17 protein-coding genes are annotated in these 20,768 nt (G+C 36.1%); 10 read left to right on the top strand and 7 right to left on the bottom strand.

The window, feature by feature from the left end:
* Positions 1–38 precede the first annotated feature (38 nt).
* Positions 39–1,331, bottom strand: coding sequence for a tyrosine--tRNA ligase (tyrS, locus tag E1750_RS12405; protein WP_133277083.1), 1,293 nt, complete (start codon positions 1,329–1,331; stop codon positions 39–41).
* 193 nt (positions 1,332–1,524) lie between these two features.
* Between tyrS and E1750_RS12400 the strand changes: the two genes are divergently transcribed.
* Positions 1,525–2,517, top strand: coding sequence for an NAD-dependent epimerase/dehydratase family protein (locus tag E1750_RS12400; RefSeq protein ID WP_133277082.1), 993 nt, complete (start codon positions 1,525–1,527; stop codon positions 2,515–2,517).
* A 7-nt stretch (positions 2,518–2,524) separates the two neighbouring features.
* Here the strand turns inward: E1750_RS12400 and E1750_RS12395 are convergent, their stop codons facing one another.
* From E1750_RS12395 to E1750_RS12385, 3 genes are read right to left on the bottom strand one after another with little or no spacing between them, the layout of a single operon-like run.
* Positions 2,525–3,052 carry a DUF4296 domain-containing protein gene (locus E1750_RS12395; RefSeq protein WP_133277081.1) on the bottom strand — a complete coding sequence of 176 codons (528 nt, stop codon included), beginning with the start codon at positions 3,050–3,052 and terminating at the stop codon, positions 2,525–2,527.
* A gap of 9 nt (positions 3,053–3,061) precedes the next feature.
* On the bottom strand, positions 3,062–4,402 hold the full coding sequence (locus tag E1750_RS12390; RefSeq protein ID WP_133277080.1) for a dihydroorotase: 1,341 nt from the start codon (positions 4,400–4,402) through the stop codon (positions 3,062–3,064).
* Between the two features lie 13 nt (positions 4,403–4,415).
* The gene (locus E1750_RS12385; RefSeq protein WP_133277079.1) at positions 4,416–5,141 is read right to left on the bottom strand and encodes a polyprenol monophosphomannose synthase; all 726 of its coding nucleotides are present in this window, start codon (positions 5,139–5,141) and stop codon (positions 4,416–4,418) included.
* Positions 5,142–5,329: 188 nt separating this feature from the next.
* Between E1750_RS12385 and E1750_RS12380 the strand changes: the two genes are divergently transcribed.
* Together E1750_RS12380 and E1750_RS12375 are read left to right on the top strand one after the other, a co-directional pair.
* Positions 5,330–6,001, top strand: a complete 672-nt coding sequence (locus E1750_RS12380) for a DUF4271 domain-containing protein (protein ID WP_133277078.1) — start codon at positions 5,330–5,332, stop codon at positions 5,999–6,001.
* A gap of 12 nt (positions 6,002–6,013) precedes the next feature.
* A complete protein-coding gene (locus tag E1750_RS12375) occupies positions 6,014–6,763 on the top strand; it encodes a uroporphyrinogen-III synthase (protein ID WP_133277077.1) in 750 nt (249 codons plus the stop codon).
* 205 nt (positions 6,764–6,968) lie between these two features.
* On the opposite strand, the gene E1750_RS12370 is transcribed toward E1750_RS12375, so the two are convergent.
* Positions 6,969–7,655 carry a zinc metallopeptidase gene (locus E1750_RS12370; protein ID WP_133277076.1) on the bottom strand — a complete coding sequence of 229 codons (687 nt, stop codon included), beginning with the start codon at positions 7,653–7,655 and terminating at the stop codon, positions 6,969–6,971.
* A gap of 218 nt (positions 7,656–7,873) precedes the next feature.
* On the bottom strand, positions 7,874–10,975 hold the full coding sequence (locus E1750_RS12365; protein ID WP_133277075.1) for a leucine--tRNA ligase: 3,102 nt from the start codon (positions 10,973–10,975) through the stop codon (positions 7,874–7,876).
* Positions 10,976–11,173: 198 nt separating this feature from the next.
* Here E1750_RS12365 and E1750_RS12360 point away from each other — a divergent pair, with 198 nt between their 5' ends.
* The 6 genes from E1750_RS12360 to frr all read left to right on the top strand — a co-directional run bounded on the left by E1750_RS12360 (position 11,174) and on the right by frr (position 15,690).
* Positions 11,174–12,049 carry a cell division protein FtsX gene (locus E1750_RS12360; protein WP_133277074.1) on the top strand — a complete coding sequence of 292 codons (876 nt, stop codon included), beginning with the start codon at positions 11,174–11,176 and terminating at the stop codon, positions 12,047–12,049.
* 24 nt (positions 12,050–12,073) lie between these two features.
* On the top strand, positions 12,074–12,316 hold the full coding sequence (locus E1750_RS12355) for a DUF3098 domain-containing protein (protein ID WP_133277073.1): 243 nt from the start codon (positions 12,074–12,076) through the stop codon (positions 12,314–12,316).
* An 83-nt stretch (positions 12,317–12,399) separates the two neighbouring features.
* A complete protein-coding gene (locus E1750_RS12350; RefSeq protein WP_133277072.1) occupies positions 12,400–13,197 on the top strand; it encodes an undecaprenyl-diphosphate phosphatase in 798 nt (265 codons plus the stop codon).
* The gene (truB, locus tag E1750_RS12345; protein ID WP_133277071.1) at positions 13,197–13,889 is read left to right on the top strand and encodes a tRNA pseudouridine(55) synthase TruB; all 693 of its coding nucleotides are present in this window, start codon (positions 13,197–13,199) and stop codon (positions 13,887–13,889) included. The genes E1750_RS12350 and truB overlap by 1 nt, the downstream gene beginning before the upstream one ends.
* Before the next feature lie 457 nt (positions 13,890–14,346).
* On the top strand, positions 14,347–15,054 hold the full coding sequence (gene pyrH, locus E1750_RS12340) for a UMP kinase (RefSeq protein WP_133277070.1): 708 nt from the start codon (positions 14,347–14,349) through the stop codon (positions 15,052–15,054).
* A gap of 72 nt (positions 15,055–15,126) precedes the next feature.
* Positions 15,127–15,690 carry a ribosome recycling factor gene (gene frr, locus E1750_RS12335; RefSeq protein WP_133277069.1) on the top strand — a complete coding sequence of 188 codons (564 nt, stop codon included), beginning with the start codon at positions 15,127–15,129 and terminating at the stop codon, positions 15,688–15,690.
* 39 nt (positions 15,691–15,729) lie between these two features.
* On the opposite strand, the gene E1750_RS12330 is transcribed toward frr, so the two are convergent.
* A complete protein-coding gene (locus E1750_RS12330) occupies positions 15,730–18,000 on the bottom strand; it encodes a cation:proton antiporter (RefSeq protein WP_133277068.1) in 2,271 nt (756 codons plus the stop codon).
* 183 nt (positions 18,001–18,183) lie between these two features.
* Here E1750_RS12330 and E1750_RS12325 point away from each other — a divergent pair, with 183 nt between their 5' ends.
* Positions 18,184–20,598, top strand: coding sequence for an efflux RND transporter permease subunit (locus E1750_RS12325; RefSeq protein ID WP_133277067.1), 2,415 nt, complete (start codon positions 18,184–18,186; stop codon positions 20,596–20,598).
* Positions 20,599–20,768: the final 170 nt, after the last annotated feature.

Raw genomic sequence — 20,768 nt, 5'->3', positions numbered from 1 at the left:
TTTTGATAAAAGTGATATTCGTGGGTGTAATTTGATGGTTATTTGACCCTAACTACAAAATAATTTTTCTTTCCGCTTTGCAATAATACAAATTGATTGTTGATTAAATCTTTGGTCGAAAGCACGAATTCTTCGGTTACTTTTTCGCGATTTACCGAAATTGAATTGGCGGTTAAGGCTCGTCTTGCTTCGCCATTCGATTTTAAAAATCCAGTTTTTTCGTTTAAAACGTCAACTATATTTATTCCATTTTCAATTTCAGATTGTGCGATTTCCGCTTGAGGAACTCCATCAAAAACTTCTAAGAAAGTAGCTTGGTCCAATTGTTTCAAATCTTCGGCTGTCGCATTTCCAAAAAGAATTCCCGACGCTTTAATCGCATTTTCTAAATCTTCTTTTGAATGCACCATAATTGTAATTTCTTCAGCCAAGCGTTTTTGCAACAAACGCAAATGTGGCGATTCACTATGTTTTTCAGTTAAATCTTCAATTTCTTCTTTGGATAAAAAAGTAAAAATCTTGATGTATTTTTCGGCATCCACATCGGAAGTGTTGAGCCAATATTGGTAAAATTTATAGGGTGAAGTTCGAGCAGCATCCAACCAAATATTTCCGCCTTCGGATTTACCAAACTTGGTCCCATCGGCTTTGGTGATTAATGGGCAAGTCAATGCGTAAGCTTTACCACTGGCAATTCGTCGCACTAATTCGGTTCCAGTAGTGATATTCCCCCATTGATCGCTTCCGCCCATTTGAAGTGTACATTTTTTATCTCTATACAAATGCAAAAAGTCGTAGCCTTGCACCAATTGATAGGTAAACTCGGTAAATGACATCCCCTCGGCAGCTTCGGACGACAAACGTTTCTTTACCGAATCTTTGGCCATCATATAATTAACCGTGATATGCTTTCCAACATCACGAATGAAGTCCAGAAAAGAAAAAGTCTTCATCCAGTCGTAATTGTTCACCAACTCGGCCGCGTTCGGCGCATCGGAAGTGAAATCTAAAAATCGGGCCAATTGCCCTTTTATGGCTTCTTGGTTGTGACGCAAAGTAGCTTCATCCAACAAATTTCTTTCGTTCGATTTTCCAGATGGATCTCCAATCATTCCTGTCGCCCCACCGACCAAAGCCAATGGTTTATGCCCTGATATTTGAAAATGTTTCAACAACATCACACCAACCAAATGTCCTATATGCAATGAATCGGCAGTTGGGTCAATCCCCACATACGCCACGCGTATTTCTTCCATCAAATGTTCTTCGGTGCCGGGCATTACATCGTGGAGCATTCCTCTCCAAGTCACTTCTTCAATAAAATTTTTCATCTTTTTTAATCAATTTACTTTCGTCATTTCAGCCATTGGGCTTCAGGTGCACAAAGATAAGAATTTCAATGGCAATGGCAATTTGAAAATTTCAATGACGATAGCAATTTCAATAAAATATCAAAAGTAATGGCAATTTCAATTTATAAAATAAAAATGATAGTTCATAGTTCCTTATTCGTAAATTCGCAAAATGGTTTTAGTCACAGGAGGAACAGGTTTAGTCGGCTCACATTTACTACTTCATTTAATTGAAAATGGAGAAAGTGTTTGTGCCATTTATCGAAAATTACCAACGATCCAAAAAACCAAAAAATTATTTTCATACTACAAAAAAGAAAATTTATTCGAAAAAATAAATTGGATTGAAGCTGACATCCTTGATGTTCCTTCTCTGGAAATTGCTTTCGAAAACGTAGATTACGTATACCACTGCGCTGCATTTATTTCATTCGACCCTAAAGATGAAGATGTAATACGAAAAACAAATATTGAAGGAACTGCCAATATCGTTAATTTTTGCCTTGCCAAAAACGTAAAAAAACTTTGTTTCATAAGTTCAATTGCCGCTCTTGGTGATTTGAAAGAAAACGAAAAAATCATCACCGAAGAAACCGAATGGAATCCCGAAAAATCGCATACTGACTACGCCATTTCGAAATTTGGTGCCGAAATGGAAATTTGGCGCGGGCAGCAGGAAGGCCTTAATAGCGTGATTGTAAATCCTGGAGTTATTCTTGGACCCCGGATTTGGGAAGAAGGAAGCGGCATTTTTTTTAAGAAAATACAAAATGGATTCCCGTTTTATTTCAAAGGAACTACCGGATTTGTTGCCGTAACCGATGTAGTGCAAATTATGACACAACTGATGAAAAGTGAAGTAAAAAACGAACGGTTTGCACTAGTAGCGAACACCATCAGCTTTCGAGAATTGTTTAATTCAATGGCCGATGCGCTAAAAGTAAAAAGACCTGCAGTGCATATTAGTTCATTCGCAACCAAAATTTTGTGGAGAATCGATTGGTTTTTTTCGACTTTTTTTAGAACAAAAAGAAAATTGGATAAAGAAACTGCTATCGCTTCGTATTCAAAAAGTTTATATTCGAACCAAAAAATCAAAGACACTTTGAAATTCGAATTTACCGATATCAATCGCTATATAAAGGAGAATTCAAAACCATCATAAAGCTGATTTATTTCGCAGTTTTCGTTTGCGAATCTTTTGCTTTTGAAGATTGGCTTGTTTTTGATTTTTTCAGAGAATCGACTTCTTTTTTTACTTTTAAGTCTTTTTTAGCCTTTTTAATGGAGTCGGCTTCTTTTTTTAATTGTAATTTTTTCTTGCGAACTGCTGCTAAACTATCTTTTTTGGCTTTTGCTTTTACAAGGGCTGTAATCTCCAATTTATTTTTATCAATTCTCGCCTTAACCTGATTATACATTTTTTCATACGCTTTATAATCGGCGGCATAATAGATATTACTCTGCGCAAATTGTACACTGTCGATTTTATATTTTTTGTAGAGGTATTGGTTCGTACTGATTTTTAAGGAGTCTACCAGAGTCGGATCCTGCACTTTCATTCCATCCAAAAGCGACAAATCATACATTATATCCACCATTTTCTCTTTCGGAATTAGGTTTTTTGGTTCTTTGACAAGCTCCTTTTCGCAGCCGATCAGAAGAATCAATAGGATAAAAAATGGTACGATTTTCTTCATTTGTATAAATTATCGATTAAATAATAATCGCTTTCCGGCACGAATATCTTTCACTTTGAAAGGAGAATAAACTAATTCTCCATTGACAAAAGTGTGGGTAATTCGAGATTTGAAAGTAAACCCTTCGAAAGGAGACCAACCACATTTTGCTAAAATATTCTCTTTCTTGACACTCCACGGCAAACCAGAATTTACAATAACCAAATCGGCATAATAGCCTTCTTTGATGAAACCACGTTTTTCGATTTTGAAAATCTTTGCCGGATTATGACACATTTTTTCTACAATTTTCTCAACGCTGATTTTTCCTTGATGATAGGCTTCAAACATGGCTACAACGGCATGTTGCACGAGCGGCCCGCCTGAAGGGGCTTTCAAATAAGATTGTTTTTTTTCCTCGAGGGTGTGTGGCGCGTGGTCTGTAGCGATTACATCAATCCTTCCATCATTCAAAGCTTCCCATAGCACTTTGCGGTCATTGGCGGTTTTTACAGCTGGATTCCATTTGATAAAATTGCCTTTGGTTGCGTAATCATCATTGGTGAACCACAAATGATGAATACAAACTTCGGCGGTAATTTTTTTCTCTTCCAAGGGGATTTTATTGGTAAAAAGCTCCATTTCTTTTGCCGTAGACAGGTGGAATACGTGCAATCTAGCACCTGTTTTTTTGGCCAAATCAATCGCTTTGGATGACGAAAGATAACAAGCTTCTTCGCTTCGAATGAGATGATGCGCTGTTACAGGAATATCGTCGCCAAACTCGGTTTTGAATTTTTCTAAATTGTTTTTTATCGTGGTTTCATCCTCACAATGCACCGCAATAAGCAAGGGGGTACTTGAAAAAATCTTTTCTAAAACCTCTTCATTATCAACCAACATATTTCCGGTTGACGAACCTAAAAATATCTTGATTCCGGCAACATTTCTTGGATTTGTTTTTAAAACTTCATCGAGATTATCATTGGTAGCACCCATCATAAACGAATAATTCGCATAGGATTTTGAGGCAGCAATTTGATATTTTTCCTCTAAAATTTCCTGGGTCACAGCATTCGGGACTGTGTTAGGCTGCTCGATAAAGGAGGTAATTCCGCCAGCGACAGCCGCTTTCGATTCGGATTCGATATCGCCTTTGTGTGTCAATCCGGGTTCTCTAAAATGTACTTGATCATCAATCGCGCCAGGAATGAGAAAATTTCCTTCGGCATCAATAATTTTGCAAGAGGAAGACTTTGCACTTATGGTCTCCGCAATTTCAACAATTAGATCATTTTCTATTAAAACATCTCCTTCAAAAATAGTTCCTTCGTTGACTATTTTTGCATTTTTGATTAAAACCTTATTCATCTTGATTCTCCTTTTATAAGGTGTTAAATAATTTTTTTATTCGCAAAGCAATTACTCCAAAAACAGCTTCTTTAAAAATTGCTGAGCTCATTTTGGATTGCCCCTTGGTCCTATCGGTAAAAATAATCGGAACTTCTGTAATATCAAATTTCTTGCAAAAAGTTCGGTATTTCATCTCGATTTGAAAAGCATAGCCCACAAATTTTATTTTATCTAAATTGATTCCCGCCAAAACTTCACTTTTATAACAAATGAATCCTGCCGTGGCATCGTGAATTTGCATCCCGGTTATAAACCGCACATAAACCGAAGCAAAATAGGACATCAAAACACGACTCAACGGCCAGTTTACCACATTGACTCCAGTGACATACCGCGAGCCTATGGCTAAATCTGCTCCGCCAAAATGACAAGCATCGTATAATTTTTCTAAATCATTAGGATTATGCGAAAAATCGGCGTCCATTTCGAAAATATAACTGTAATTGTGCTCTAAAGCCCATCTAAAACCGTGAACATAAGCTGTTCCTAAGCCCAATTTACCGACCCTTTTTTCTAAAAATAATCTACCTTCAAATTCAGATTGAAGCATACTAACTTTGTCGGCGGTGTGGTCTGGTGAGTTGTCATCGATTACAAGGATATGAAATGGTTTGTGTTGCGATAGCACAGCCCTAATTATACTTTCGATGTTTTCAATTTCGTTATAGGTAGGAATTATAACAATACAATCATTCATATTTCGAGAAATTTCACCGCAAAAGTAAACTTTTTATACCATTTGACTCCTATGTGCGGGTAATATTTCTAATTTTTCGCTGCGGCTGTGCACTATTGTTGGATCGCAATCTGTTTTTGTTTCCTTTCGAATTCAGAATAATTATTTAATAAAAAAATGAAATAAAAAATTAGTAATTTTGCAATGCTATGATTGATACTGTACTTCATTTTAGGGTTGTTGAAAACAAAGATTGGGCAACCATCTTGTTTGTCATTGCATTTGCCACCATTGCATTGACTAAATCAGCGTTTGAAAATCGATTTGCTGAATTTGCCAAATTGATTTATTCTGACAAATACACCAATGTGTACAAAGACGGAAGCCATCTTAATAGTGGATTTACCATCGCCTTATTTTTTGTCCAACTCATTTCTTTTTCCTTTTTTATTCAAATTTCTTTGGCCAACTTTGGTTACGGCTCTAAAACAGATTGGATTTTATTTATTCAAATAATTACGTTCCTCATCTATTTTGTTTTCTCAAAATTTTTAATCGAAAAAATCATCGCAACCGCCTTCAGCATTGAAGAAATTATAGAACAATTCAACCTTCAGAAAGTAACTTTCAGAACATACATAGGGATATTCTTATTGCCAATTAACATTATTCTGTTTTATTACGATGCGGTTTCAAGAGAATTTATGCTAGTATTAATATCTATACTCCTGATTTCAAGTGTTTTAACCTATTTGGTATCAATAAAAAATTATCAAAATATAATATTTAGTAAGTTGTTTTATTTTATTTTATATCTTTGCGCTCTCGAAATAGCACCGTATTATTTCATGTATTATTGGTTTACAAAAGGTATTGCTTAGAAAATGTCAAATATGAAAGTAAAAACAATTTTGGTGTCACAGCCTGAGCCCAAAGTAGAAAATTCCCCTTACTTTGAACTCCAAAATAAGCATAAAGTTAAAGTTGACTTCAGACCTTTTATCCACGTTGAAGGGGTCAGTGCCAAAGAAATTAGACTTCAAAAAATTGATCTTAATAATTTTACTGCGATCATCCTAACAAGCAAAAACTCTGTTGATCACTTTTTTAGAGTGGCTGACGAAATGCGTTACAAAGTGCCTGAAGGTCTGAAATATTTTTGTCAATCGGAAGCTATCGCATTTTACTTGCAAAAATATGTAGTGTATCGCAAGCGAAAAATTTACGTAGGTCCTAAAGATTTTGCCGATTTATCGCCGCTGATTAAAAAATATAAAGACGAAAAATTTTTATTGCCCGCTTCAGATCAACTCAACCCTGATGCGCCAATAACATTAAACAACCTTAAAGTAGATTGGACTCAAGCAACTTTTTACAAAACAGTTATTAGTGATTTGTCAGACTTGGCCGATGTTTATTACGATGTATTAGCCTTTTTTAGTCCAACCGGAATTAAATCATTGTTTACTAATTTTCCTGATTTCGAACAAAACAATACCCGAATAGCCGTTTTTGGAAGTACAACTCAGAAAGCAGCTTTAGAGAAAGGTCTACGAATTGACATTCTCGCTCCAACTCCCGACACTCCTTCGATGACGATGGCGTTAGAAAAATACATTTCAGAAGCTAATAAAGGGAAATAAATATTCTAGAATTTCCAATACTAAAAAATTCCAAATTCCAACTGATAAGCTTGGAATTTGGAATTTTTGTTTTAACTCCGCAAAAGAGATGGTAACTCCAAAATTAAAGGCATAAAAAAATCCAAACTCCAATGAACCGCAAAGTTTTTGGAATTTGGAATTTAAAATATTAGCATTTTCTTTTGAGTTGAAATTTGGAATTTTTCTATTCTCTTCTGCCTCCCATATAAATAGAAATGTAATACAACAAGGTTGCAATCGAGCCCAAAGCAGCCACGACATAGGTTCTAGCAGCCCATTTCAAAGCATCTTTTGCCCCAGCCTGTTCTTGTTGCGTCAACATTCTTTTGTTTTCCAACCAAGCCAACGCACGATTACTTGCATCATATTCTACCGGCAAAGTCACGATGGAAAACAAAGTCGTGGCAGCAAAAATCACGATTCCTATCAACAAAAGCGAAGGAAATGTTTTAATCATCAAGATTCCTGCTAGTAAAATCCATTGCATATAAGAGGAAGCCACATTCACAATGGGCACCAATTGCGAACGCATCGTTAGCCATTGATAACCCACAGCGTGCTGCACCGCATGTCCACATTCGTGAGCAGCAACAGCGGCGGCCGCAGCATTTCTTTGATTGTACACTGCCTCGCTTAAATTCACCGTTTTATCCACTGGATTGTAATGGTCGGTCAATTGCCCCGGAGTAGAAATTACTCTTACGTCTCGAATCCCATTATCGGCAAGCATTTTCTCGGCAATTTCGGCACCACTCATTCCGTTTTGCAAATGCAGTTTCGAATATTCCTCGAATTTGCTTTTTAATCTTGAGCTTACTAACCAACTGGCGAGCATTATCATACCCGCCAAAATCATATATCCCATTCCCATAATTTATTTTTTTAATGTTTAAATCTAATCCAACAAATTTTAAACCAAATTTATAAAATGCCAAATTGACATCTGTTAAAAAAATTCCAAATTTTGAAAATTTCAATATCCAATTACGAAAAACAGATTCCTACGGAATGGCAAACTACTGAACAAAAAAAATCCAAACTCCAATACGAATTGGAATTTGGATTTTTTAAAATTTGGAATTTCACTTTTTATCCCACCAAATTGATGATTTTCCCGGGAACGATTATTACTTTGTTTGGTGTTTTTCCGTCCAATTGTTTCAAAGTTCTTTCGTCTTTCATTACGATTTCCTCGATTTGTTCCTTGGTTAAATCCAAAGGCAAAGTCATTGTAAACCGCATTTTTCCGTTGAATGAAACTGGATATTCCTTCTCTGATTCTACCAAATGCTTTTCTTCAAAAACAGGGAATGCCACCGTTGAAATCGAACCTGTATTCCCTAATTGAGCCCATAATTCCTCGGCGATGTGTGGCGCATAAGGCGAAATCAAAATCGCTAAGGGTTCTAAAATGGCACGAGAATGACAATTTTGAGTTGACAATTCATTCACACAAATCATAAACTGTGAAACCGAAGTGTTGAAAGAGAACCCTTCGATATCTTCTGCCACTTTTTTGATGGTTTTGTGCAATGATTTTAAGTTGTCTTTTGTTGGCGTGTCGTTGGTTACAATTAAACCATTATCGTCAAAATACAAACGCCATAATTTTTTAAGAAAACCAAAAACTCCTGAAATTCCTGCTGTATTCCAAGGTTTCGCTTGTTCCAATGGCCCTAAAAACATTTCGTACAAACGCAAGGTATCGGCTCCGTACTCGTTACAAATATCATCAGGAGTTACCACATTGTATTTGGATTTCGACATTTTTTCGATTTCGCGACCTACAATATATTTGCCGTTTTCTTCACAAATGAATTTTGCATCTTTATATTCTTCTCGCCAATTTTTAAAAGCCTCAACATCTAGTTCATCTGAAGAATTTACAAATGAAACATCAGTATGTAATTTATCAAAAGAATTTTCATAAATTCTTATTGAATCTAAACTTGAGTTTGTTATTTTAAAAAACTCTTTACTTAAATTGTTAAGAACTTCATTATTAATCTTATATGGGTTATAATAAGCTCCATCAGGCTTAAAATCTATAAATACTTCATTTCCATAATCAACACTATCAAAAAACTTATTTAATTCTTTTATAGAAGAATGTGAAAAATAAATTCCTTTTAAATTATTAAATTCTGAGTTGTTTGAATGACCATCTGCTATTCCATATGAAAGCCTATAAACAAAAGCACTAGTTCCCAAAATCATTCCCTGATTAATCAGTTTTTTGAATGGTTCTTCGGTTGGTGCAAAACCTTTGTCTTTTAGGAATTTGTTCCAAAAACGGGAATACAATAAGTGACCGGTGGCGTGTTCGCTTCCGCCAATGTATAAATCCACGCTTTCCCAATATTTCAAGGCATCTTGACCGGCAAATTCTCCGTCGTTGTGCGCATCCATATAACGCATCCAATACCAAGAACTTCCTGCCCAACCTGGCATTGTGTTCAATTCTAAAGGAAATATTGTTTTATTGTCAATCAACTGCGTACTGACCACTGAACACTGAACACTATCCCAAGCCCAAACAGCAGCGTTCCCTAAAGGAGGCAATCCGTCTTCGGTTGGCAAATATTTCTCAACTTCCGGCAAAACGATTGGCAAATGTTTCGCCTCAATCATTTGTGGCAAACCATTCACATAATATACCGGAAACGGCTCTCCCCAATATCTTTGGCGAGAGAAAACGGCATCACGCAAACGGTAATTTATTTTTCCTTTTCCTTGACCTATTTTTTCTAATTCTTCGATTATTTTCTTAGTTCCTTCTTTGTATCCTAATCCATTTAAAAAATCAGAATCTATCAATTGAAAACCTTCTTTGGCTCCAAAAGCTGCTTCTGAAATGTCTTTATCAAAAATGTTTTTAATGGGTTGCATTCCTCCCGAAGCCTCGGGATTGCCTTTGAAGAAATTGGCAAAAGCATAATCTCTTTCGTCGCCGCAAGGAACCGCCATCACAGCGCCCGTTCCGTAACCTGCGAGAACGTAATCACCAATCCAAACCGGAATCGGTTCTTTGGTAAACGGATGCTCGGCATAGGCTCCCGTGAAAACACCCGAAATGGTTTTTACATCCGCCATACGCTCTCTTTCAGAACGTTTTGCGGTTTTTTCGACATAGGCTTCCACTTCCGCTTTTTGTTCAGGCGTGGTGATTTGAGCTACCAATTCGTGTTCCGGTGCTAGAGTCATAAACGTAACTCCAAAAATCGTGTCGGGTCTTGTAGTAAAAACTGAAATACTGCTTTCTGAATTCTGCAATCTGAAATCGACCATCGCTCCCACACTTTTTCCAATCCAGTTTCTCTGGCTTTCCTTGATGCTTTCGCTCCAATCTATTGTATCTAAACCTTGTAACAAACGTTCTGCATAAGCGGAAATTCGCATACTCCATTGGGTCATTTTCTTGCGAATAACCGGAAATCCACCACGTTCTGAAACGCCGTTTACAATTTCGTCATTCGCTAAAACCGTTCCTAGTCCGGGACACCAATTCACTTCGGTTTCGGCCAAATAGGTTAATCTATATTGTAATAGTATTTTTTGTTGGTCTTCAGGAGAAAATGCATTCCATTCGCTTGACGAAAAAACAGAAATATTGTCGTCGCAAACTGCATTTAATCCCGAAGTTTCGGGACTATTTCCTTCTGTTTCAAAAATGGAAATCAAAGTCGAAATATCCTCAGCTTTGTCGGTGTTTTTATTGTACCAAGAGTTGAATAATTGGATGAAAATCCACTGCGTGTGTTTGTAATAATCAGGATTTGAAGTACGCACTTCACGGCTCCAATCAAACGAAAATCCAATTTTATCCAATTGTTTGCGGTAACCGGCAATTTTGTTTCCTTCTTTGTCCACGCCACCATCAATATTTACTGAAGTGGTGTCTTCTGGGCGTTGACCCGTTTGAATTGCATATTGTTCGGCTGGCAATCCAAAACTGTCATAGCCCATTGGGTGCAAAACATTGAAACCACGATGTCTTTTGTATCTCGAATACACATCCGAAGCGATGTAACCCAGCGGATGCCCCACGTGCAATCCCGCTCCAGATGGATACGGAAACATATCCAAAACATAATATTTTGGCTTTTCGGAGTTGTTTTCAGCTGCAAAAGTTTGATTTTCTGCCCAATGTTTTTGCCATTTGGCTTCGATTTCGTTCGGATTGTATTTCATTTCAATGTTAGAAGTTAGAAGTTAGAAGTTAGAAGTTTTTGATGTTAAGTTGAAACAACCACCAGCAAAAAAAAGGCTATCTTTTAACTAATTTTTTGCGCAAATTTACATTTATTGTACGAAAGTTAAAAGTTTGAGCGTTATTAACTTTATATAAAGAAATTCTTTGCTATTTTTACCCCATAATTCCAATAAACTATGGCTTCTTCATTTGATAAATTTCAAAAACGCAGGTTAATTTCCTCTTATTTCTCAGTTGTACTAAGTGTATTCTTGGTTTTGTTTCTTTTAGGGATACTAGGTTTTTTTATTATTAATTCTCGAAAATTGGCTGACAATTTTAGAGAAGAAATTGCAATGACCGTTTTTTTTAAGAACGATGCCAATGACACGATCCTAAAAGCTTTTGCAAAAGAATTGAAAGTTGCTCCTTTTACCAAATCGTTTGTTTATGTTTCTAAAGAAGCAGCTGCAAAACAACATACTGATATAATTGGGGAAGATTTTATGACATTTTTGGGTACAAATCCTCTGCAAAATTCCTATGACATTCACCTAAAAGCCGATTATGTAGAAAAAGATAGTATTGCAAAAATTGAAGGTCAATTGCACAAAAATCCGATGGTTGCCGACATTGTTTATGACAAACAATTGGTGAATTTGGTAAATGACAACATCAAAAAAGTGAGCCTTTGGATTTTGATTATCAGCGGGTTTTTGACCGTAGTAGCGGTTTTATTGATCAATAGCTCCTTGCGACTATCTATATATTCTCATCGTTTTATTATCAAAACGATGCAGATGGTTGGTGCAACAAAAGCCTTTATCAGAAAACCTTTTGTGATGCGAAGTGTAAAATTAGGTATGATGGGGGCTGGATTAGCTATTCTTGCGTTAATTGGAGTTTTAATTTATCTCGAAACTAACTTTCCTAGTTTAGGCATATTCGATGACCCATTATTAGTTAGCATAGTTTTATTGTTAGTTTTTGGGCTTGGAATATTAATTACTTGGCTAAGCACCTATTTTGCTACGCAACGATTTTTAAATTTACGAACCGACGATTTATATTAGTGTTCCGTAAAAAACCAGATTTAAATGAAAAACGAAGAACAAAAACACGAATTTCTTTTTGAAAAAGTAAACTACAAAATTCTACTCATTGGCATTGCTGTAATCGCCCTAGGGTTCCTATTGATGTCTGGTGGCGCTAGTGATAATCCTAATGTCTTCAATGAAGAAATTTTCAATTTCAGAAGAATCCGATTGGCACCAACCACCGTTTTAATCGGTTTTGGAATCACCATTTATGCTATTCTTAAAAATCCTAAAAAAAAGTAAACAGTATTCAGTTCCGATAGCTATCGGAATTAGTGTTCGGATAGAAACACACTGAAAACTGAAAACCGAAAACTTTCCCCTAAATGAACACAATTCAAGCTATAATTATTGCCATAATTGAAGGCATAACAGAATTTTTGCCCGTTTCTTCTACTGGACATATGATTCTCGCTTCTTCCTATTTTGGCATAGAGCACGATGATTTTACAAAACTCTTCACCATTGTTATCCAATTGGGCGCCATACTTTCGGTGGTGGTTTTATATTTCAAACGCTTTTTTCAATCTTTCGATTTCTATTTTAAATTATTAGTAGCCTTTATTCCTGCGGTGGTTTTTGGATTGCTTTTCAGCAAAAAAATCGATGCTTTATTAGAAAGCCCTTTAACAGTAGCTGTTTCTCTTTTAATAGGCGGCCTAATTTTATTGAAAGTTGACGATTGGTTTGCAAATTCTGAAGAAGTACAATCCTCTAATGAAATCAGTTATCTTCAAGCTTTTAAAATCGGTTTATTTCAATGTTTGGCTATGGTTCCGGGAGTTTCCAGAAGTGGTGCCTCAATAGTTGGAGGAATGTCTCAAAAATTATCTCGCACCACAGCGGCAGAGTTTTCATTTTTTTTAGCAGTTCCTACGATGCTCGGTGCGACCGCTAAAAAATGTTATGATTATTACAAAGAGGGTTTAGTACTAACTGACGACCAAATCAATATATTGATCATCGGAAATATTGTTGCTTTTATTGTTGCCCTTATCGCTATTAAATCTTTTATCGGATTTTTGACCAAACACGGTTTCAAAGTATTTGGCTACTATAGAATTATTGCGGGAATTGTTTTACTAGCAATTCACTTTTTCATTCACCCTTTGACCGTAATTTAATGTCTACCGAAGAGTACTTAAATGGACAAATCATCCTTATTGACAAGCCCTTGCATTGGACTTCGTTTCAAGCGGTCAATAAAATGAAATATGCTTTAATTAACAAAAAAGGGCTTCCGAAAAAATTCAAAATTGGTCATGCAGGAACTTTAGATCCATTAGCAAGTGGTCTTTTACTAGTTTGCACAGGCAAGTTCACCAAAAGAATTTCAGAACTTCAGGGTCAAGCCAAAGAATATACTGGCACTTTCTACATTGGTGCGACAACTCCGTCTTATGATTTAGAAACCGAAATCAATGAAACTTTCGATACTTCACATATCGATGAAGCCTTGATTCAAAATACAGTGAAACACTTTTTGGGGGAAATCGACCAAAAACCACCTATTTTTTCGGCCATAAAAAAAGACGGAATCCGTCTTTATGAACACGCTCGTGCTGGAGATAGTGTGGAAATAGCCAGCCGAAAAACCAGCATTCACGAATTCGAAATCACTCGCATTGCACTTCCTGAAATCGATTTTAGAGTAGTGTGCAGCAAAGGCACCTACATTCGTTCTTTAGCTTATGATTTTGGCAAAAAAATGAACTCCGGCTCACACCTCACGGCGTTGCGGCGAACAAAAATCGGAGAATTTAATGTTGATAATGCAATTGACATCACTTTATTCGAACAAAGTTTGTCTATGTAAATAGCAAAACAAACAACGATACACAGTTGAGGTTCAAATGCGTTTTACGAAATCAAGGTAATTTTATACCATACTAATTGCTTTTTTATAACTATCAAAGTCGTTGATTAATAATGACTTGTGCGCTTTCCTCCGAACAAAACAGTGGAAACATAATTATAAAATTTTTCAAAAATAGTTTTCATTTGGCTGTTTTTTAATTGTGATACAATCAGTTAGCACCAATAAAAAGTAAATTGAAAACAGTAGATAAGGTTGGCGTTGCTAAATTACAATTTATTTTTAAATTAAAAAACTTTTGACTTATAAATAACATTGAAATTAATTCAGAAGTTATTTTTTTAAAAACGTTATTTAAAAAAAACAGAATATGCCTATATTTGCATAGCAAAAACACAACAAAAAGTATGGTACAATTTCCAACAACTATACTTGAAATTTTAAACAAACTAACAGAATGAAATATAAAAGAATTCTTTTGAAATTAAGTGGCGAAGCTTTAATGGGCGAAAGACAATACGGAATTGACCCAACTAGATTGGCAGAATATGCAGATGAGATAAAAAAAGTTCAGGAAAGAGGAGTTGAAATTGCCATCGTCATTGGTGGTGGAAATATTTTCAGAGGAGTTGCCGGAGCCAGTAACGGAATGGATCGCGTACAGGGTGATTACATGGGAATGCTAGCCACGGTCATAAACGGAATGGCTTTGCAAGGAGCATTAGAAGACAAAGGAATGAAAACCCGTTTGCAAACAGCTTTAAAAATGGAATCTATTGCTGAGCCCTACATCAAAAGAAGAGCCGATCGTCATCTTGAAAAAGGTAGAATCGTAATTTTTGGAGCAGGCACAGGAAACCCTTATTTCACAACAGATACTGCCGCAGTTTTGCGTGGAGTAGAAATCAATGCCGATGTGATTCTAAAAGGGACTCGTGTTGATGGCGTGTACACTGCCGACCCTGAAAAAGATCCTTCTGCAACAAAATTCAATTATATTTCATTTGAAGATGTTTTGAAAAAAGGATTGAATGTTATGGATACTACCGCTTTCACTTTGAGTCAAGAAAACAAATTGCCCATCGTTATTTTTGATATGAACAAGGAAGGTAATTTATTGAAAATTTGCGAAGGACAAAACGTAGGAACAGAGGTTAATATTTAAAGTTTACTGTTTAATGTTTGTTGTTTACAGTTAACAACAAACTATAAACAACAAACCATAAACAACAAAATTATGACTGAAGAAATTGAATTTATTTTAGACAGCACCCAAGAATCTATGGAGGGTTCGATTGCGCATTTAGAAAAAACATTCTTAAATATTCGTGCCGGAAAAGCTTCGCCCGCAATGTTAGGAAGCGTTTTTGTTGATTATTATGGTTCTGCTTCACCGCTTTCACAAGTATCCAAAATTAGCGTGCCTGATGCCAGAACTATTACGCTTCAACCTTTTGAAAAAAACATGTTGCACCCTATAGAAAAAGCGATTATGGTGGCCAACCTTGGTTTTAATCCAATGAATAATGGAGATGTAATTATCATCAGTGTTCCGCCATTGACGGAAGATCGCCGACGTGAATTGGCAAAACAAGCCAAATCTGAAGCTGAAGATGCCAAAATTGGAATTCGAAACGCTCGTAAAGAGGCTAATACCGAAATTAAAAAACTAGAAAAAGACGGTACTTCGGAAGATATTTGTAAAAACGCAGAAGAAGAAGTTCAAACGTTGACCAATAATTATATCAAAAAAATAGACGAGCATCTAGCGCTGAAAGAAGCCGAAATAATGAAAGTCTAATGGTAATAAAAGATTAAAAAATCCGCGTTTGCGGATTTTTTAATGCTTGAATATCAAAACCGAAGGCACTCGCCTCAGCCAAATGCTGTATTTATCCAAAAGGATTTTCCAACTGTCGACACTGATAATCATCAAATCTAACTTGGCTAAAAAATCCTTTCTAATAATTCTGTTATTGATTAAGGTAACGTTTTGAGGATATTTTTGCTCTAAAGAATTCAAGGCACTTTTGAGCACAAAATTGTTATTCAAATTTTCATTTACATCCAAAATCATGATTTGAGAACCGTTATTGTAAATCATTTTTTGAGCATAATCCAATAAGAAGGTGTCTTCAGCTCTAAAAATCGGAATAATAACTTGTTCCACTTTACGTAAGTCTTTATCAATCAAAATGCCTAATGGCTTTTTAGTTTTGGCAATAATCTGTCTGGTTCTTTCATCAAACGGGGAATTTTCAAAAAGTCCTTCTTTACCGGTAAATTTATCAATCAAACGGTCCGGATTCATAATTCGGGTTGTAAAACCCAATACCTTTCCGAGTAAAGAACCTTCAAAAATAGATTTCCCTAAACCAACCAAAAGCAGATCGTATTCGCCGTTATTAGCCACTTCGGCAATGTTAGATTCAATGTCGACAGTAGCTTGAAACAAAGTTGTTATTTCCTGTTTCAGACTTTTGGATTCTGCCAAAATAGGTAGAAATTTATCTTTTTCGTACTGTTCCAAATTATAAGCGTGCATCTCGTCACTCAGGGTGAGGTGCATTGCAGTAACCGATGTTTTATCTTTTTGTTTTTTTACTAAACTATTGGCCAATCTCAGCAGGGATTTCCCTTTTTCATTGTTACCAAATGATAGTAAGATTCTATATTTTCGATCGGTAGCCACTTCCTCAACTGGACTAACATCTTTAGTTTTGAAAATAAAATTGATGAAGTTTAAGGCCGGACCCGTCATCGAAGTGGTCACCAATGCCATAATTACCATCATCGTAAAAACTTCGGGCGAAAGCACTTTCAAATCCAAACCTATATTCAAAACTACCAATTCCATCAATCCTCGAGTATTCATCAAGGCCCCTATCGTCAGGCTATCTCTCCAATTTTGTCCCACAAACTTTGCCGCCAATGCGCTTCCTAAAAATTTACCTATGACCGCTACGAGAATAATCCATCCTGTGACTCTCCATAAAAAGGGATCATTTATCAATCCGATTTCGGTTCGCAAACCAGTGTAAACAAAAAACAAGGGAAGTAACAAAATCACCGATACATCTTCCACTTTTTCGATAAATAAATTTCTAAATTTGGTGATATCTGGCATGATAACTCCTGTCATAAAAGCACCAAAAAGAGCGTGAATACCAATAATTTCGGTGGTATAAGAAGAAATGATTAAGGTCAAAAAGAAAATTGCCACAATCGGTTTATTCAAAGCATCTTTTGTACCGTATAATTCACCGATTTTTTTCAAAAAGGGCTTTACCACAAAAATCATCGTAAGAACATAAAGGATTGCCAAGGCAATAACATAAAGCGAACTCACTACTGTACCCGCTTTTACAATAGCAATTACCGCTGCCAAAATGCACCAGGCTGTGATATCATCGGCTGCCGCACAAGTGATGACAATTGCTCCTAATTTCGTTTTGTGAATTCCGCGTTCTTGTACAATTCTAGCCAAAACCGGGAAGGCTGTAATACTCATTGAAATCCCCATAAAAAGTGCAAATGGCAGAAAGGCAACATCGACGGGAGCAAATCGGAAATAAACAAAATAAGCTAGACCAATTCCCAGTGCAAAGGGAAAAACAATACTAGCGTGACTTATGACAACAGCTTCTTTGGCACGGTTTTTCAGGACTTTCAAATCGAGTTCCATTCCAATCACAAACATAAAAAGAATCAGCCCTATTTGGCTTAAGAACTGTAGATTGCCTAGTGATTCAGCAGGAAACAAAACAAGGGAATACTCCGGAAAATAATACCCCAGCAAGGAAGGTCCCAAAACAATTCCAGCAATAATTTCGCCGATGACCGAAGGCTGCCCAATTTTCCTAAAAACCCAGCCACAAAAACGTGCCACCACAATTATGGTAATAATCTGAGCTAAAAGAATGGCCAAGGGATGATGCAAATTCAGGGATAAGGATTCGACAAAATCATTCCAATGCCCTTTTTCTATTACGGGTCGGATATAATTTTTGCCAATTTCTAAACTTTTTCCTTTTTGCAATATCCAATAAATCAAAGCTGTAAAACCGCCAGTAATAACAAAATAAAATATAGTATTTCTATTGTTTTTCATATTTAAAGCCTCGATAATTTCCTTACAAAGATGAGAATTCCAAATATATAAATAACATCTCATTAAATTATTTTATTGTAAAATAAAAATTTCAACAAATATCAGCTTAAAAACAAAAAGATTGTATCAAAATAAATGACTTAGGCCTGATTTAATTACCTTTGTCACATTTAAAAATTGATAATGATCAAGTGGTTTAGTTTAGGTTTTTGGGAATTAATAGCCCGAATCGTCCTTAGAAATAGAATTTTAATGTTGTCGATAGTCATAGCGATAACCGTTTTATTGGCAATGCAATGGAAAAACATTCATTTCACCCAAACCGAAGCCAATATGTTGCCCGACGACAATATCGTCAATATCGAATACAATGCCTTTTTGCACCAATTTGGCGAAGAAGGAAATTTAGTGGTAATTGGCGTCAAAGACCAAACTTTTTTTACTCCAAAAGCTTATGCTGCTTGGGGAAAATTGATGAACAGTCTCAAAGAAGACGAAGCGGTCGATTTAGTGCTCTCGATCAATGATTTAAAAAAACTACAAAAAAACGAAGCTCTCGAAAAATTTGAACTCGTTCCCTTTGTCGATCAAAATAAAACTACTGACAAGGTTTATTTAGAAAAAATAAAAAAAGAACTTTTCAACGATTTGCCTTTTTATGAAGGTTTACTTTTTAACAAAAAATCAGGCACCATACGTTCTGCTATTTATTTAGATAAGAAAATTGTAAACACTCCAGCCCGAAAAGATTTCATATTAAAAAAATTAGTTCCAGCTGTACAAGCATTCGAAGAGGAAACCAAAATTGATCTTCGCGTTTCGGGAATGCCCTACATTCGAACACTCAATGCCCAAACTATTATTGGAGAAATCGGTATTTTCATCGGTGCCTCCCTATTGGTAACTTCGCTACTTTTCTTTTTCTTTTTTCGAAGTTTTAGAGCTACCTTGATTTCGATCATCATTGTGATCATTGGAGTAATGTGGTCATTTGGCTTCCTAGGATTATTGAATTATGAAATCACGGTTTTAACCGCCTTGGTTCCTTCCTTAATCATCGTAATTGGAATTCCGAATTGTATTTTCCTCACCAACAAATACCATCAGGAATATAAAGTCCACCGGAACAAAGTCAAAGCCTTGCAAAGAGTAACAACCAAAGTAGGTATGGCGACTTTGCTCACCAACGTAACCACTGCCATCGGTTTTTTTACCTTTATTTCCTCCAACAACAAGTTACTAATTGAGTTTGGCAATGTGACATCCATCAATATATTGGCGCTTTTCTTTTTGTGCATCATCGTCATTCCTATTTTTCACTCCTACATTCCAGCGCCTAAAGATCGCCACATCGAGCATTTAGACCGTGGCTATGTAAAATCGTTTATGGATTGGATTTTACGCAATGTGAAATACAATCGTTTTTCGATTTACGTAGTGGCCATTTCGCTTCTTGTTATCAGTATTATTGGAATTTACAAAATGCGAATTTCAGGCAGTATCATTGAAGATATGCCCAAAAAAGAAGCTTTTTTTCAAGACATTATTTTCTTCGAAAAAGAATTTGATGGTGTTATGCCACTCGAAATTATGATTGACACCAAGCGCAAAAAAGGCGTGATGAAAATGTCAACACTCAAGCGAATGGAGGAACTAGAATCCGCCATCGATGAAATTCCAGAATTGTCAAAACCTATTTCGGTGGTCAATTTGGTCAAATATTCCAAGCAAGCCTATTATAACGGAAATCCCGATTATTACGCCTTACCCACTTCACAAGAGCAATCTTTTATTTTGTCGTATGCCAAAAATGCAACCAAAAATTCAAAAGCAAATCTGATGAAAAGCTATGTGGATTCGACAGGACAATTTGCCCGAATTACCACATTTATGCGTGACGAAAACGGCGATGCCATTCCAAGGATTGAAGCTGAAATTCGCAAAGAAGCCGATAAAATTTTTCCAAAAAATCAATACAAGGTTTCAATTACCGGCAAAGCTTTAGTTTTCCAGAAAGGAACGAGTTATTTGCTAGACAATTTACTTTCGTCTTTGATTTTTGCCTTTTTCCTAACCGCGCTATTAATCGGATTTATGTTTCGTTCGTTCAAAATGATTTTGGTTTCCATCATCCCAAACCTACTGCCCTTGTTGCTCACGGCGGGAATTATGGGCTTCTTTAACATCCCATTAAAGCCATCAACGATATTGGTTTTCGGAATTGCTTTTGGACTTTCGGTCGATGATACCGTTCGATTCCTAGCACAATACCGACAGGAATTAAAGAAAAACAACTGGAGAATACGCAAATCGGTTTATGCGACTTTCGATGATGCCGGATTGAGTATGTTTTATACTTCGATCGTTTTGTTCTTCGGTTTTTCGGTCTTTATGTTGTCTAGTTTTGGAGGAACCATAGCTCTTGGAGGATTGATTTCATTGACCTTATTATTTGGAATGTTATCCAATTTGATGCTACTACCCGCTTTGGTTTTGACCCTAAACAAAACTTTGGCCAACGAGCAAGAATTCATCGAACCTAAAATTGACATCATCGAACACAGCGATGAGGAAATAGATGCTTTGAAAAAAGGATAAGTTGTTGTATAATTTCTTCGAGAATCGGTTAGATTTGCCAACTTTTTGAAAGTTGTCAAATCTTAAAACCAACGCAAAATAGTTTCTTGAAAAAGCACCCAAAATCCAAATTAGTGGTTTTTGGGTGCTTTTTTTATCATTTTATGATTATATTTGCCTATGAAAAATAG

It is taken from the genome of Flavobacterium nackdongense (assembly GCF_004355225.1).
Taxonomy (GTDB): domain Bacteria; phylum Bacteroidota; class Bacteroidia; order Flavobacteriales; family Flavobacteriaceae; genus Flavobacterium; species Flavobacterium nackdongense.
This window is presented reverse-complemented; position numbering and strand designations above follow the sequence as displayed.